Genomic DNA, 16882 nt, shown 5'->3' with positions numbered 1-16882 from the left:
TTCTAATTGTTTTAAATATCAGGCTTTATGCTAAATAAGATTATTAAATTTTTAATAGAAAATAAAATCGTATCGGTTTTATTATTGGTCCTTTTTATTGGATGGGGAACTGTAAACGCTCCTTTTAATTGGGATACTGGCTTTTTACCAAGCAATCCCGTAGCTGTAGATGCCATTCCAGATATTGGCGAAAACCAACAAATTGTATTCACAAAGTGGGATGGTCGTTCTCCACAAGATATTGAAGACCAAATTACCTATCCTTTAACAACCACTTTACTTGGTATTCCTGGAGTAAAAACCATTCGTAGTTCATCGATGTTTGGCTTCTCTAGTATTTATATCATTTTTGAAGAAGACATTGAGTTTTACTGGAGCAGAAGCCGAATTTTAGAAAAACTAAACTCCTTACCGAGTAATTTATTACCAGAAGGAATAAATCCTGCTTTAGGACCAGATGCTACAGGTTTAGGACAGATTTATTGGTACACTTTAGAAGGTAGAGATAAAGACGGAAACGTAACTGGTGGTTGGGATTTACAAGAATTACGCAGCATACAAGATTACTATGTAAAATATGGTTTGTCTTCTGCAAGTGGTGTATCCGAAGTTGCTTCTATTGGTGGTTATGTGCAAGAATATCAAATTGATGTCAACCCAGAATTGATGCGCCAATACAACATTGGATTAAGTCAAGTTGTAAAAGCGGTTAAAGAAAGCAATAAAGATATTGGTGCACAGACTTTAGAAATTAATAAAGTTGAATATTTAGTCCGTGGTTTAGGCTATGTAAAATCGATTGAAGATATTGAAAATGCAGTCGTAACCTCTAAAGATTTTACGGCCATTAAAATTAAAGACATTGCTAAAGTTTCTTTAGGGCCTGCCGCTAGACGCGGGATAATAGACAAAGAAGGCGCAGAAGTTGTTGGTGGTGTTGTAGTGGCAAGATATGGCGCAAACCCTATGGAAGTGATTACGAATGTAAAAGCCCAAATAGAAGAATTAAAAGGTGGTTTACCTTCTAAAGTTTTAGCAGATGGACGTACATCACAATTAACAATCGTTCCTTTTTATGATCGTTCCGAACTGATTGTAGAAACTTTAGACACCCTTAGTGAAGCATTGACTCTTGAAATATTAATTACCATTTTGGTCATTATTGTGATGGTCTTTAACTTAAGAGCATCACTTTTAATTTCTGGCTTGTTACCTGTGGCTATTTTAATGGTATTTATTACCATGAAACTCTTTAATGTGGATGCCAATATTGTGGCATTATCTGGTATTGCCATCGCTATTGGAACCATGGTTGATGTTGGCGTCATACTCGCCGAAAACATGATTCGCCATCTCGATGAGGAAAGTGAAAAGTGGAAAGTGAAGAGTGAAAAGGTAAAAGAGGAAGGTAAAAATGGACGCGATAATGTCATTCCGACAGAGCAAGGCACGAGCGACGAGGAATCTCATAACAACAAACTATCCGTAAACGAAGTTATTTACAACGCTACTGCAGAAGTTTCTGGTGCTATTTTAACTGCTGTTTTAACAACTATTATCAGTTTTGTGCCTGTATTTACAATGATTGGTGCAGAAGGTAAATTGTTTAGACCTTTAGCGTTTACAAAAACGATGGCGTTGTCAGCATCATTGGTGATTGCTTTGTTTATCATTCCGCCTTTAGCAGCTTTTTTATTCCGTAAAACAACGCTAAAAAACTCGTTTAAACACATTATAAGTACTGCTTTAATTCTTGCAGGAATTGTAATTGTGATAAGCGGTCATTATTTAGGTCTTATAGTAATCGCTTTTGGAATTTCTGCCTTATTAGGTGTTTTAGGAAAGCTAGATGCTAAAAAAGTAAATCTTCTTAATATCATTATCTCATCAATTGCCATTGTATTTCTATTGGCAGAATATTGGAGACCTTTAGGTTTTAATCGTAGTATTTTTATAAACTTAATTTTTGTGTCTATTATTTGCTTCGGAATTTTAGGAATATTCTCAGTTTTTAGAAAATATTACGGTCGAATTTTACAATGGGCTTTAGCGAATAAGATGTTGTTTTTAATGGTTCCGATAACGGTTCTTATTTCTGGGTTTTGGATTATGAACAACACAGGAAAAGAATTTATGCCTTCTTTAAATGAAGGCTCTTTTCTACTAATGCCTACTTCTCTTCCGCATGCTGGAGTTGAAGAAAATAAACGTGTGTTGCAGCAATTGGATATGGCGGTTGCGACCATTCCAGAAATTGAAACAGTGGTTGGTAAAGCTGGTAGAACAGAATCTTCTTTAGATCCTGCTCCTTTGTCGATGTACGAAAACATGATTCAGTATAAACCGGAATATATGCGTAATTCCGAAGGAAAAAGACAACGTTATAAAGTGAATGCTGATGGTTTGTTTGAGTTAAAAACGAATGTCATTCCGACAGAGCGAGGAACGAGCGACGAGGAATCTCATAATCCTGCTAATAATAACAAATCAAAACGTTTTATTACTTCAGGAACATCCGTTGAAAGCGCTCAATTAATAGAAGACAACGACGGAGAATTCTTTAGAAACTGGCGACCAGAAATTAAAAGTCCAGATGATATTTGGAAAGAAATCATTAAAGTTACCAAGTTACCCGGTGTTACCTCTGCTCCAAAATTACAACCCATAGAAACGCGATTAGTTATGCTACAAACTGGTATGCGTGCGCCCATGGGAATTAAAGTAAAAGGACAAGATTTAAAACAAATTGAAGCTTTTGGGTTGCAATTAGAAAGTCTTTTAAAACAAGCTGAAGGTGTTAAAGTAGAAGCTGTTTTTGCGGATAGAATTGTTGGGAAACCTTATTTATTAATTGATATTGATAGAGAAAAAATAGCACGCTATGGCATTTCTATAGAGGATGTACAAAGTGTTTTAAAAGTTGCTATTGGTGGTATGGCTTTAACTCAAACGGTTGAAGGCCGAGAACGTTACGGCGTTCGCGTACGTTATCCTAGAGAATTACGTGGCAATCCAGAAGATATTAAAGACATTTATATTCCTGTTGAAAAAGGAAATCCTGTTCCTTTAAGTGAATTAGCGACTATTAAATATGAACAAGGTCCGCAAGTGATTAAAAGTGAAGATACTTTTTTAGTGGGTTATGTTTTGTTTGATAAAATAGATGGTTTTGCAGAAGTAGATGTGGTAGAAAATGCGCAAGCCTTGTTTCAAGAGAAAATAGACTCCGGAGAATTAACGGTTCCTAAAGGCATCAGTTATAAATTCACGGGAACTTATGAGAACCAATTGCGAGCAGAAAAAACACTAGCAGTTGTTGTGCCTTTAGCATTGGCTATTATTTTCTTGATACTGTATTTTCAGTTTAAATCGGTAACCACTTCGTTAATGGTATTTACCGGAATTGCAGTTGCATTTGCAGGTGGTTTTATTATGATTTGGTTGTACGGACAAGATTGGTTTTTCAATTTTAGCTTCTTTGGCGAGAATATGCGAGATCTTTTCAATATGAAAACCATCAATTTAAGTGTGGCTGTTTGGGTTGGTTTTATTGCCTTATTTGGTATTGCAACAGATGACGGAGTTGTCATGGCAACCTATTTAACGCAAACTTTTGATCGTGAAAAACCATCAGATAAAATGAGTATTAGAGCTGCTGCTTTAGAGGCTGCTAAGAAACGTATTCGTCCGTGTTTAATGACAACTGTAACTACTATTTTGGCATTATTACCTGTTTTAACATCCACAGGAAAAGGAAGTGATATTATGATTCCGATGGCAATTCCAATCTTTGGAGGAATGGTAATTGACATTACCTCCTACTTTATCGTTCCGGTTTTATATAGTTGGAGAGAGGAAATTAAGTTGAAAAGATTAGGGAGAAAAGAGCTTAGAAAATAGATATAAAAATATACAATGAAAAACTATAAAAATCATATCGTACAGAAAGCAGTCTTGTTTCTTTGTTTTTGCTTCTTGAGTCTTTTTACAAGTGCACAAGAGCTAGAAAACTACATTAACGTGGCTTTAGAAAACAACCCTGAAATTCAAAAATTCGAGCTGCAATATAGCATTGCTTCCGAAAAAGTGAATGAAGTAAACACCTTGCCTAACACAGAATTTGCTGTTGGTTATTTTATAAGTGAACCAGAAACCCGAACTGGAGCACAGCGTTTTAAGGTATCTGCTAAACAAATGTTGCCTTGGTTTGGTAATATTTCAGCTAGAGAAAATTATGTAAATGCATTGGCAGATGCAAAATATGAAGACATTGTTATTGCTAAAAGAAAATTGATGGCTTCGGTTTCGCAATCCTATTACAATCTGTATGCTAATAAAGCAAAACAAACTGTTTTAGTTAAAAATATAAAACTATTAGATACCTATGAAACATTAGCGTTAACTTCTGTTGAAGTTGGCAAAGCATCTGCTGTAGATGTCTTGCGTTTACAAATGAGACAGAATGAAATGCAACAATTATTAGAAGTATTAGGCCAACAATTTCTTGCAGAACAAACAAATTTTAACAAGTTTTTAAATCGTGATAAAGAGATTGCGGTTTCCATAGTAAATGAATTGAATTTACCTTCGGAAGATTTTGAAATAAACACTAAAAACTTAGCATTACATCCTGAATTGTTAAAATATGATAAACTGTATCAATCTGTAGAAAAATCAGAATTATTAAATCAAAAAGAAAGCAGTCCTTTAATTGGTTTTGGATTAGATTATATCAATGTTGATAAAAGACCAGACATGAGTTTTAGTGATAACGGAAAGGATATTGTAATGCCAATGCTTTCGGTTTCTATTCCAATTTTTAATAAGAAATATAAATCACAAACAAAGCAAAACGAGTTTCAGCAACAAGAGATTGAAGCTCAAAAACAAGAGCGTTTAAATACCTTAGAAACGCTTTTAGACAAGGCTGTAAACGACCGAGTTTCTGCAAGAATTAGTTATAATACGCAAGTTAAAAATCTACAACAAGCCAAAGATGCAGAAGACATTTTAATTAGAAGTTATGAAACAGGAACGATTGATTTTAATGATGTTTTAGATATTCAGGAATTGCAATTAAAGTTTCAAATTAATCTAATTGACTCGGTGAAATCTTATTACGTTCAATCTACAATTATTAACTATTTAATAACAAAATAATATGAAAGCTAATATAATATTACTCTTTTTAATAGCTTTAACAACAGGTGTTTTTGCACAAAAAGAATTGACGCACGAGAGGAATATAAATCATCTTCCTGTTAGAGAGCACACAATTACATTACGTAAAGCTACTGTTAATAAAGCAGGAAAAGAAGTTATGGGAATGACCGTAAACGGGACAATCCCAGGTCCTACTTTAGAGTTTACGGAAGGCGAATATGCTGTTATCTATGTGAAAAATGAAATGGATGTAGAAACTTCTGTGCATTGGCATGGACTTTTATTACCTAATTTTTACGATGGCGTTCCTTATTTAACAACACCCCCAATTGAGCCTGGACATACACAGAAGTATGAGTTTCCTATAAAACAATCTGGAACTTATTGGTACCATTCGCACACTATGTTACAAGAACAAAGTGGTGTATTTGGTTCTATTGTAATAAAACCCAAAGTACAGACTTTAGATTATGATAAAGAATTAGTCTTAATGTTGTCTGACTGGACCAATGAAAAACCAATGAATGTGCTTCGTAATTTAAAGCGAGGAAATGAGTGGTACAATATTAAAAAAGGAACAGCTACACCCTTAAATAAGGTTATTGCTCGTGGCGCTTTTGGAGCACAATTAAATTTTTGGAGACAACGAATGGAAGGTGCAGATATAGCCGATATATATTATCCTGCATTTCTTATCAATGGAGAACAAAGTATCGAGTATCCAGAATTTAAAGCTGGAGAAAAAGTACGATTGAGAATCATTGATGGAGGTGCTTCTACATCTTTTTGGATGACTTTTGGTGGTGAGGAACCATTGTTAATTTCTGCTGATGGTCTAGATGTTGTTCCTGTTAAAAAGAACAAAACTTTTATCGCAATTGCTGAAGCGTACGATTTTATTGTTACGATTCCCAAAGAAGGGAAAATAGAATTTAAAATTACGGCACAAGACGGTTCTGGCACTGCTTCTGCTTTTATAGGAAACGGAAAAGTGTTACCTGCCATGAATATTCCAAAACCAGATAAGATTGGAATGATGCAAAAAATGGCGAAAATGGATATGAAAATGGGAGCGCACTCTTTAAAGTTTCAACCTAAAAAAGATGAGCGTTTTAAAATAAAGGAGGAATACGGAATGCAGATGAAGAATATGCAAGGTATGGATATGAATCATTCTGAAAAGAAAGAGGATTCTATGGCAAGCATGAATACTTCTAAAATGGATGGAATGAATATGAAGAGTGAAACTATGCAAATGGATCATTCTAAAATGAAGGAAATGAACATGAAGAGTGATGGTTCCACGCAAGGAATGGAAGGCATGAACATGTTTTCTGAGTATAGTTACGATTACTTAAAATCACCAGAAAAAACAACGTATGACACTTCTGTACCTGTCAATGATATCTTGTTAAACCTTACAGGAAATATGAATCGCTATATATGGAGTATGAATGGCGTACCACTTTCTGAAGCGGATAATATTAAAATAAAAGCCAACCAAGTAACTAGAATTACTTTTAATAATTTAACCATGATGCATCATCCGATGCATTTACATGGTCACTTCTTTAGAGTACTGAATAAAAATGGAGCGTATTCACCTTTAAAGCATACAGTCAATGTTCCACCAATGCAAAAAGTAACCTTAGAGTTTTATGGAAATAAGGGAGATGAAAATGGAGACTGGTTTTTTCATTGTCATATTTTATATCATATGATGGGTGGTATGGCACGAGTCGTATCATATGATACACCAAGAGACCCAAGAATGGATGAATTCCCAGCTTCTAAAATTATTGCAGAAACAGATAAATGGTATTCTTGGGGAATGGTAGATGTTGCCTCACATACAACAGGTTTTAATCTCGTTACTTCAAATATTAGAAATCAGTTTAATGCTTCTTTTGAATATGGCTGGAACAAAAACATAGAAGGAGAATTTACCTACGAGCGCTATTTACATGATTATCTAAGAATCTTTGGGGGTGTTAATATAGAAAATGAAACACCAGAAAGTTTGGGTGATTTTAAAACAACCGCAGTAGTTGGTATTCGGTATTTAACACCTTACTTATTCAACCTTGATGCCCGTATTGATAATGAATTAAGACCCAGAATTGGCTTAGGAAGAAGTATAATGCTATTCCCTAAATTATCTGTTTTTGGCTATTATGAATATCAGATAGATTTAGGTATCGTAAATGATTTACCTATAAATAAAGACTTTACTTCAGAAACTGTATGGAGTGCAGGAGCAGAATATATGCTTTCTAGAAACGTATCACTAATGGCAAGTTACGATAACCGTTATGGTGCTGGAGGTGGTTTATCTGTAAGATTTTAACATAGAAAAACAATTAATAATAACATTTAAATAAATAAAAAATGAAACATTTAAAATTAACAACAATTTTGGCAATGGCCATTTTAAGCTTAATAGTAATGTCTTGCAAAGACGGTAAGAAAGAGCAGGCTAAAACAGAAAAGCATTCAGAAATGAATCATGACGCGAATGATGGTCATCACGATAGTGAAAAGAAAGGAATGGTGATGAGTAGTGATCAAAATGGGAATTCAGAAATGGTACTAAAAGGTTACTTCAATCTAAAAGATGCTTTAGTGGCAGATGATAATGCAAAAGCAAAAGAATTAGGAGCAACATTAGTAAAAAGTCTAAAAGGTTTAGATATTTCTAAATACACAGATGCAGAACAAGAAGAATTAAATGAAATTATTGAAGATGCTGCGGAACATGCAGAACATATTTCTGAAAGCCCAATGGCACACCAAAGAGAACATTTTAAAATATTGAGTAAAGATGTTACAGATATGGTTGCTATTACAGGAACAGCAAACACTTTATATGAGCAATTTTGCCCAATGTACGATAAAGGTTCTGCTTGGTTAAGTATGAGTAAAGACATTAAAAATCCTTACTACGGAAGCAAAATGCTAAACTGCGGAAAATTGCAAAAAGAGATTAACTAAATGAAAATTGTTAAAATCATAGCAATTATTGTATTGGTCGTTTTTGTGGGTATACAATTTATATCCACAGAACGTAACCAAAGTAACGTTGTACCAATAACCGATTTTATGCTGGTTAATAATGTGCCTAATGTTCTTAAAAGTAAGTTGCAAATATCTTGTTATGATTGTCATAGTAACAATACGGCATATCCTTGGTACAATAAAATACAACCTATTGCTTGGTTTTTAGAAGATCATGTTAAAGAAGGAAAGTCAGAGTTAAACTTTAGTGAATGGGATGTTTTATCAAACCGAAGAAAAGGAAGTAAATTACGATCAATAATCAAACAAATAGAAAGTGATAAAATGCCTTTAGAATCGTATACTTTGATTCATAAAAAAGCAAAATTTTCAGAAGAAGATAAAACGACCATCGTTAAATGGATAACTAAATTAAAGGACAGTCTCTAAAAATGAAAGAAACTATTTATATAAAAAATATGGTATGTAATCGTTGTATCTCTTCAGTTTTATCCATTTTTATTGCTGAAAATTATACGGTTGAATCTGTAGAATTAGGTAAAGTAATGGCCATAAAAGGAATAAATAGTAATCGCCAAGATTTAAATAATGCACTCATAAATATCGGTTTTGAAATTATTAAAAACGAAACAGAAACTTTGGTAGAACAAATAAAAGTAATGCTTATTCATAAAATTGAATTAGCAAAAACTGACGATTTATTTAAAACTTTAGGAAAAAAATTTAATAAAACGGAAACGGCTATAAGCAAACTTTTTAGCAAGTCTGAAGGTATTACACTAGAAAAATATACCATCAACTTAAAAATTGAAAAAGTAAAAGAACTTATACAGCTAGGGCAATTAAATTTTTCTGAAATAGCATATACCTTAAATTATAAAACAAGCAGTCATTTGGCAAGACAATTTAAAGCAATTACAGGAATGTCTATGTCAGACTATAAAAATTTACAAGATTGGGATAGAAAATCTTTAGACCAAATTGTATAAATAAGAATCAGAATTGTGAAAACAAAACAAATAACATCTGTTTAATTTTGATGTATAAAAATCAGATAAAATGAAACATACATATCACATACACGGAATGACTTGTAACGGTTGTCGTGGACACGTTGAAAAAACACTTTCTAAAGTAAAAGGTGTTTCTAAAGTTGCAGTAGATTTAGACAAAGCAGAAGCGACTATAGAAATGGAATCTCATGTTTCTTTGGAAACCTTTCAAGACGCATTAAAAAAGGATGGTGACAGGTATAGCATTCATAAATTAGGAGATCATAAACATACCGAGAAGGACATTTCCATTTCCGAAGAAACCGGAATGAAACACAGCTATCACATACACGGAATGACTTGTAATGGCTGTCGCGGGCATGTTGAAGACATCCTTTCAAAAGTAAAAGGTGTTTCTAAAGCTACAGTTAATTTAGAAAAAGCAGAAGCTACCATAGAAATGGAATCTCATATTCCTATTGAAAAATTTCAAGAAGCGTTAAAAAAGGATGGTGACAGGTATCGTATTCATAAGTTAGAAGAGCATCATCATATTAAAGAGGTTAAAAAAGAGCTTCCAAAAGGAAAAGGAACCGGTGTATTTTATTGTCCGATGCATTGCGAAGACGATAAAACGTATGACAAAGCGGGAGATTGTCCTGTTTGTGGAATGGATTTAGTTGAAGAGCAAAATTTATCCATTAACACAGCAGAACAATGGACTTGCCCAATGCACCCAGAAATTGTAAAAGATGAAGCAGGTTCTTGTCCTATTTGCGGAATGGATTTAGTGCCAATGCAGCCAGATATTTCAGTGGAAGATAAAACCTACAAAAGGCTCTTAAAAAAGTTTTGGATTGCAGTGGCATTCACATTACCAATATTTTTTATTGCAATGAGTGAAATGATTCCGAACAATCCATTATACACTATTTTAGAGCAAAAACAATGGAATTGGATTCAGTTTGCATTGTCTATTCCTGTGGTTTTTTATGCCACTTGGATGTTTTTTGAACGTGCTTACAGAAGTATCAAAACTTGGAACCTGAATATGTTTACACTTATCGGAATTGGTGCAGGTGTATCTTGGTTATTTTCGGTATTCGGTATGTTCTTTCCTGATGTTTTTCCTGAGCAATTTAAAACAGAATCAGGTGCTGTACATGTTTATTTTGAAGCAGCAACGGTTATTTTAACATTGGTGCTTTTAGGTCAATTATTAGAAGCGCGTGCGCATAGCAAAACAAATTCAGCAGTAAAAGAATTGCTAAAACTAGCGCCTAATAAGGCGATAAAAATAGTAGATGGAGAAGATGTAGCAGTCAGTATTGATAAAATTGAATTACACGATATTCTAAAAGTAAAACCAGGAGATAAAATTCCTGTAGATGGAATTATAACTGAAGGAAATACCACTATCGACGAATCTATGATTTCTGGAGAACCGATTCCTGTAGATCGCTCAGTAGGCGATAAAGTAAGTGGCGGAACCATTAATGGAAATCAAGTTTTTTTAATGAAAGCAGAGAAAATTGGTAGCGACACCCTACTCTCTCAAATTATTAAAATGGTAAATGATGCAAGTAGAAGTCGTGCACCCATTCAGAATTTAGCAGATAAAGTCTCTGGTTATTTTGTACCAGTTGTGGTTTTTATTTCTGTAATCACTTTTGGAGTTTGGGCTATTTGGGGACCAGAACCTGTTTATGTGTATGCATTTGTAAATGCTATTGCCGTATTAATTATTGCCTGTCCTTGTGCATTGGGTTTAGCAACGCCAATGTCTATAATGGTTGGTGTTGGTAAAGGCGCACAAAATGGTGTATTGGTTAAAAATGCAGAAGCACTAGAAAGAATGGCAAAAGTAGACACCTTAATTATTGATAAAACAGGAACTATTACCGAAGGAAAACCAACAGTAGAAAAAGCAGCTGCATTTAATAACGTTTTAAGTGATAAAGAAGTGCTGCAATATATTGTGTCTTTAAATTCTAATAGCGAGCATCCTTTAGCGGAAGCTACTGTAAAATATGGTAAAACCCAAAATACTGAAATTCTAAAATCGGAAGAATTTAGTGCCATTACAGGAAAAGGTGTTGAAGCCACTATTAGCAGTAAAAAAGTAGCCTTAGGAAACCCTAAAATGATGGTTTATGCCAATGCGGAAATCACTTTTAAAATGGAAGAAGAAGCTAAAACCTATCAAAAACAAGGTAAAACGGTTTCTTATTTATCAGTAGATAAAAAAGTTGTTGGTTATGTGGTTATTGGTGATAAAATAAAAGCAACAAGTGCAAAAGCAATTAAAGCGCTTCAAGATAGAGGTGTTGAAGTAATCATGCTTACTGGTGATAATTTCGATACGGCACAAGCAGTAGCGTCAGAACTTCATCTTGCCGATTTTAAAGCAAGTATGTTACCAGAAAACAAATTACAAGAAGTAACCAAATTACAAGAACAAGGAAAAGTAGTTGCGATGGCCGGAGACGGAATTAATGACGCACCAGCATTGGCAAAAAGTGATGTTGGTATAGCTATGGGAACAGGAACAGATGTAGCCATTGAAAGTGCAATGATTACTTTGGTTAAAGGTGATTTACATGGTATTGTAAAAGCACAACATTTAAGTGAAGCGGTTATGAAAAACATCAAACAAAACTTGTTTTTCGCCTTGTTTTATAACACTATTGGAATACCAATTGCAGCAGGTGTTTTGTTTCCATTTTTCGGTATTTTATTATCACCAATGATTGCAGCTTTAGCCATGAGTTTTAGTTCGGTTTCTGTAATTGCAAATGCCTTACGTTTAAAAAATATTAAAATATAAAATTATGAAAAAATATATCATTTATATAGCAGTGTTAGCTGTTGGTTTACTTTTAGGTTGGATGTTTTTTGGAGGAAACACTACATCTACAGAGACAGTGCACAAACATAATGAAGCTACAGAAACAAATCAAATGTGGACTTGCTCCATGCATCCTCAAATTATGCAACCAGAGGCTGGAGACTGCCCTATTTGCGGAATGGATTTAATTCCTGCTGCAAGCAGTGAAGAAGGATTATTAGCAGATCAATTTAAGCTTTCTAAAAACGCGATGGCTTTGGCCAATATTCAAACATCAATAGTAGGAGAAAGTGTTTCTAATGAAAATTCAGGTTTTATTTTATCAGGAAAAATTACCGAGAATGAGGATGAAACAGCAACAATGCCTGCCCATTTTAATGGTCGGGTAGAAAAATTGTTTGTAAATTCTTTAGGAGAACGTGTTAAAAAAGGACAAGCAGTTGCTCAAATTTATTCACCTGAATTGATTGCAGCACAGCAAGAATTAATTACAGCTTATAAATTAAAAGCATCGCAACCACAATTGTATAATGCCGTTAAAAACAAGTTTAAAAATTGGATGATCCATGGTAAACAATTAGAGGAAGTGGAACAAACCGGACAAGTAAAAAATAGTTTCACCATTTACTCGCATGTTTCTGGAGTAGTTACCGAAATCGCTATAAATGTAGGTTCTCATATTATGGATGGAAAACCGATATTTAAAGTATCTAATTTAAATACTGTTTGGGCAAATTTTGATGTCTATGAAAATCAAATTAGTCAATTTAAAAAAGGACAAGATATCGTAATCAATACAAATGCCTATCCAGATAAAACATTCAAAGGAAAGGTCGATTTTATTGATCCTATTTTAAATACCAAAACAAGAACTGTAAAATTAAGAGTCGTATTAAATAATAAAAACGAACTTTTTAAACCAGGCATGTTTGTAGAAGGTAAAATTAAAGGAGTTGATTCTTCAATTAAAAAGCAAGTTTTATCCATACCTACTTCTGCAATTTTATGGACAGGAAAACGCTCTGTTGTGTATCTAAAATCGAATGCAAATGAACCTGTTTTTCAAATGCAAGAAATTACATTAGGGAACCAATTTGGAGATAATTATCAGGTTATGGAAGGTTTAAATAATGGAGATGAAATTGTAACCAACGGTACCTTTACAGTAGATGCTGCTGCTCAATTACAAGGCAAAAAATCGATGATGAATAAAAAAGGAGGCAAAGTAATGACGGGGCATGAAGGACATCTTGGAATGGAAATGAATCCATCAGAAAAAACAGAACCTTTAGATAAAAACACAAGAATAAAAGTACCTGAAGAATTTCAGAATCAATTAAAAGCAGTCTTTAATGATTATATAATATTGAAAAATGCTTTGGTAAAAGACGATCTAAACAGCTCCAAAGCTGAATCAAAACAAGTATTGAATGATTTATATAAAGTAGATAAGACGTTATTAAAAAATAAAGAAGTTCATAAGCATTGGGTATCAATTGAAAAAGAAATAAAAACAGTCGCTACTTCAATTTCAAACACCTACACAATTGAAGAACAAAGAAAATATTTTAAAAACCTTTCTTCACATTTAACAGAAGCAGTTGAAGTATTTGGAATAAACGAAAGAGTGTATCGTCAATTTTGCCCAATGGGAGATAATAACAAAGGCGCTTATTGGTTGAGTAAAGAAGAGAAAATAATCAATCCATATTTTGGAAGTAAAATGCTTACTTGCGGAGAAGTAAAACAAATAATAGACTAATTAATAATTTCATACAATAAAAATAACGATTTTAAGTTTAGCCATTATAACTACAATTAGTTTAGTAAGTTGTAAAACGATGATAAAAAAACAACAGAAATAGTAAAAAACAGAAACTTCTAAACAAATGGCAAATACAAATATTTCTTTTGGAGTAAGAGAGAATTATGGTATGTATAAAAGAGCAATCGAAAAAGTAGAAAATAAATTATAAGGTGTCGAAAGTGTTGTTCAGAATGTTGATAAAAAGAAAATAGATGTCTCTTTTGATGATACTGAAATAAATGCTATATCAATACATAACGCCATTATACCTTCTAGTTATGATACCGATAAAATTATAGGAAGTAAAAAAACATATCAAAACTTATCTGCTTGTTGTAAATATGATTAGGGAATGGTAATGAACTAACAGAAGTACAAATGCATCCGCAGAATATGTCAATGCAAAAATAAAAGTAATAAGAATGCAGTTCAGAGGATTAACAAATATAAAGTTCTTCCTTTTTAGACTAACTAATATTTTACCTAGACCTAAATCTCACTACTATTTTGACCTAATCCCAACTTAGCTTGAAGTAAATAAAAAAAGCAATCAAAATATATAACCTAAGTTAGACTTTGTCTTCAAAAACCATAACCTACTCATACAAAGAGCCTTGTAGTTTATATTTTCATTTAAGTTTATAACAAAAAAAATCCTCAACAATTTCTTGTTGAGGATTAAAAAAGGCAACGACCTACTCTCCCACAAATGCAGTACCATCGGCGCTAATGGGCTTAACTTCTCTGTTCGGAATGGTAAGAGGTGAGCCCCATCGCTATAACCACCTTAAGTTATAGCTGCTCGCTATTAGATTTTAATCCTTTAGCATACAGCGTTTATCTCTTTGGATAAACAAATATCTTAACATATTGAAACAAAAATCATGAATATAATGTATTGTATAACTTATAAAAAAACAGGCGTACAATAAGCCTATGGGTTATTAGTACTACTTGGCTATGACATTACTGCCTTTACACCTATAGCCTATCAACGTGGTAATCTTCCACGACCCTTTAAAGAAATCTCATCTTGTGGTGGGTTTCGCGCTTATATGCTTTCAGCGCTTATCCCTTCCCAACGTAGCTACTCAGCAATGCTCCTGGCGGAACAACTGATACACCAGAGGTTAGTCCAACTCGGTCCTCTCGTACTAGAGTCAGATCCACTCAAATTTCTAACGCCCACTGTAGATAGAGACCGAACTGTCTCACGACGTTCTGAACCCAGCTCGCGTGCCACTTTAATGGGCGAACAGCCCAACCCTTGGGACCTTCTCCAGCCCCAGGATGTGACGAGCCGACATCGAGGTGCCAAACCCCCCCGTCGATATGAGCTCTTGGGGGAGATCAGCCTGTTATCCCCGGCGTACCTTTTATCCTTTGAGCGATGGCCCTTCCATACGGAACCACCGGATCACTATGCTCTACTTTCGTACCTGATCGACTTGTAGGTCTCTCAGTCAAGCTCCCTTATGCCATTGCACTCTACGCACGATTACCAACCGTGCTGAGGGAACCTTTAGAAGCCTCCGTTACTCTTTTGGAGGCGACCACCCCAGTCAAACTACCCACCAAGCACTGTCCCTTCAAAAGAAGGTTAGACTCTAGATAAGCAAAGGGTGGTATTTCAACAATGACTCCACAACGCCTAGCGACGCCACTTCAAAGTCTCCCACCTATCCTACACATTACTTATCCAAAACCAATACTAAGCTATAGTAAAGGTGCACGGGGTCTTTTCGTCCCACAGCGGGTAATCGGCATCTTCACCGATACTACAATTTCACCGAGCTCATGGCTGAGACAGTGTCCAGATCGTTGCACCATTCGTGCAGGTCGGAACTTACCCGACAAGGAATTTCGCTACCTTAGGACCGTTATAGTTACGGCCGCCGTTTACTGGGGCTTCATTTGAATGCTTCGCCGAAGCTAACATCTCCACTTAACCTTCCAGCACCGGGCAGGTGTCAGGCCATATACATCATCTTTCAATTTAGCATAGCCCTGTGTTTTTGATAAACAGTCGCCTGGACCTTTTCACTGCGGCCACCCCGAAGGGTGGCGACTCTTCTCCCGAAGTTACGAGTCTATTTTGCCTAATTCCTTAGCCATGAATCTCTCGAGCACCTTAGAATTCTCATCCCAACTACCTGTGTCGGTTTAGGGTACGGGCTGCTTCTCTTGCTTTTCTTGGAAGTCGATTTGCTAGATTATCACCTTGACCGAAGTCTCAGTGTACTATCGCGGTGTTACCACTCGCTTCAACGCACAATTCCGTCTGTGCGCACTAACTTTTCGCCTCCGTCACTTTTATTGAGAGCAGGTACTGGAATATTAACCAGTTGTCCATCCACTACCCCTTTCGGGTTCGCGTTAGGTCCCGACTAACCCTCAGCTGATTAGCATAGCTGAGGAAACCTTAGTCTTTCGGTGTGCGGGTTTCTCGCCCGCATTATCGTTACTTATGCCTACATTTTCTTTTGTAGCTTCTCCAGCATGCCTCACAGCACACCTTCGACGACACTACAATGCTCCCCTACCGATATTTCTATCCCATAGCTTCGGTAATATGTTTATGCCCGATTATTATCCATGCCGAACCGCTCGACTAGTGAGCTGTTACGCACTCTTTAAATGAATGGCTGCTTCCAAGCCAACATCCTAGCTGTCAAAGCAGTTCAACCTCGTTTTTTCAACTTAACATATATTTTGGGACCTTAGCTGATGGTCTGGGTTCTTTCCCTCTCGGACATGGACCTTAGCACCCATGCCCTCACTGCTGATTATCATTTTATAGCATTCGGAGTTTGTCAGGAATTGGTAGGCGGTGAAGCCCCCGCATCCAATCAGTAGCTCTACCTCTATAAAACTATAAATCAACGCTGCACCTAAATGCATTTCGGGGAGTACGAGCTATTTCCGAGTTTGATTGGCCTTTCACCCCTACCCACAGGTCATCCGAAGACTTTTCAACGTCAACCGGTTCGGTCCTCCACTGTATGTTACTACAGCTTCAACCTGCCCATGGGTAGATCACACGGTTTCGCGTCTACC

The 16882-nt window shown here is 35.3% G+C and carries 8 protein-coding genes and 2 rRNA genes (1 of these 10 running past the window's edge); 8 read left to right on the top strand and 2 right to left on the bottom strand.

Annotated elements, in window-relative coordinates:
• Nucleotides 1-27 precede the first annotated feature (27 nt).
• The 8 genes from GQR97_RS08335 to GQR97_RS08300 all read left to right on the top strand — a co-directional run bounded on the left by GQR97_RS08335 (nt 28) and on the right by GQR97_RS08300 (nt 13780).
• Nucleotides 28-3900 (top strand): efflux RND transporter permease subunit, encoded by a 3873-nt coding sequence (locus GQR97_RS08335; protein WP_158847347.1) that lies wholly within the window; start codon nt 28-30, stop codon nt 3898-3900.
• A 15-nt stretch (nt 3901-3915) separates the two neighbouring features.
• Complete coding sequence (locus GQR97_RS08330; RefSeq protein ID WP_158847345.1) at nt 3916-5160, top strand: TolC family protein; 1245 nt, start codon at nt 3916-3918, stop codon at nt 5158-5160.
• 1 nt (nt 5161) lies between these two features.
• The gene (locus tag GQR97_RS08325) at nt 5162-7510 is read left to right on the top strand and encodes a multicopper oxidase domain-containing protein (RefSeq protein WP_158847343.1); all 2349 of its coding nucleotides are present in this window, start codon (nt 5162-5164) and stop codon (nt 7508-7510) included.
• Nucleotides 7511-7551: 41 nt separating this feature from the next.
• Nucleotides 7552-8154 (top strand): DUF3347 domain-containing protein, encoded by a 603-nt coding sequence (locus GQR97_RS08320; RefSeq protein WP_158847341.1) that lies wholly within the window; start codon nt 7552-7554, stop codon nt 8152-8154.
• Entirely contained in the window at nt 8155-8607 is a 453-nt protein-coding gene (locus tag GQR97_RS08315; RefSeq protein WP_158847339.1) for a heme-binding domain-containing protein, read from the top strand.
• Nucleotides 8608-8609: 2 nt separating this feature from the next.
• Nucleotides 8610-9167, top strand: coding sequence for a helix-turn-helix domain-containing protein (locus tag GQR97_RS08310; protein ID WP_158847337.1), 558 nt, complete (start codon nt 8610-8612; stop codon nt 9165-9167).
• Between the two features lie 70 nt (nt 9168-9237).
• The gene (locus tag GQR97_RS08305; RefSeq protein ID WP_158847335.1) at nt 9238-11997 is read left to right on the top strand and encodes a heavy metal translocating P-type ATPase; all 2760 of its coding nucleotides are present in this window, start codon (nt 9238-9240) and stop codon (nt 11995-11997) included.
• Between the two features lie 4 nt (nt 11998-12001).
• Nucleotides 12002-13780, top strand: a complete 1779-nt coding sequence (locus tag GQR97_RS08300) for an efflux RND transporter periplasmic adaptor subunit (RefSeq protein ID WP_158847333.1) — start codon at nt 12002-12004, stop codon at nt 13778-13780.
• Nucleotides 13781-14507: 727 nt separating this feature from the next.
• Here the strand turns inward: GQR97_RS08300 and rrf are convergent.
• A 5S ribosomal RNA gene (gene rrf, locus GQR97_RS08285) occupies nt 14508-14615 on the bottom strand.
• Nucleotides 14616-14749: 134 nt separating this feature from the next.
• A 23S ribosomal RNA gene (locus GQR97_RS08280) occupies nt 14750-16882 on the bottom strand; it runs 691 nt beyond the window's last position.

Source organism: Algibacter sp. L1A34, assembly GCF_009796805.1.
GTDB lineage: Bacteria > Bacteroidota > Bacteroidia > Flavobacteriales > Flavobacteriaceae > Algibacter.
The sequence above is the reverse complement of the archived record's forward strand: the minus strand, read 5'-3'. Positions and strand labels throughout refer to the sequence as shown.

Excerpts from the sequence above, each read along its gene's own strand:
- GQR97_RS08335 (WP_158847347.1), top strand. The coding sequence starts at position 28 with ATGCTAAATAAGATTATTAAATTTTTAATAGAAAATAAAATCGTATCG.
- GQR97_RS08330 (WP_158847345.1), top strand. The coding sequence starts at position 3,916 with ATGAAAAACTATAAAAATCATATCGTACAGAAAGCAGTCTTGTTTCTT.
- GQR97_RS08325 (WP_158847343.1), top strand. The coding sequence starts at position 5,162 with ATGAAAGCTAATATAATATTACTCTTTTTAATAGCTTTAACAACAGGT.
- GQR97_RS08320 (WP_158847341.1), top strand. The coding sequence starts at position 7,552 with ATGAAACATTTAAAATTAACAACAATTTTGGCAATGGCCATTTTAAGC.
- GQR97_RS08315 (WP_158847339.1), top strand. The coding sequence starts at position 8,155 with ATGAAAATTGTTAAAATCATAGCAATTATTGTATTGGTCGTTTTTGTG.
- GQR97_RS08310 (WP_158847337.1), top strand. The coding sequence starts at position 8,610 with ATGAAAGAAACTATTTATATAAAAAATATGGTATGTAATCGTTGTATC.
- GQR97_RS08305 (WP_158847335.1), top strand. The coding sequence starts at position 9,238 with ATGAAACATACATATCACATACACGGAATGACTTGTAACGGTTGTCGT.
- GQR97_RS08300 (WP_158847333.1), top strand. The coding sequence starts at position 12,002 with ATGAAAAAATATATCATTTATATAGCAGTGTTAGCTGTTGGTTTACTT.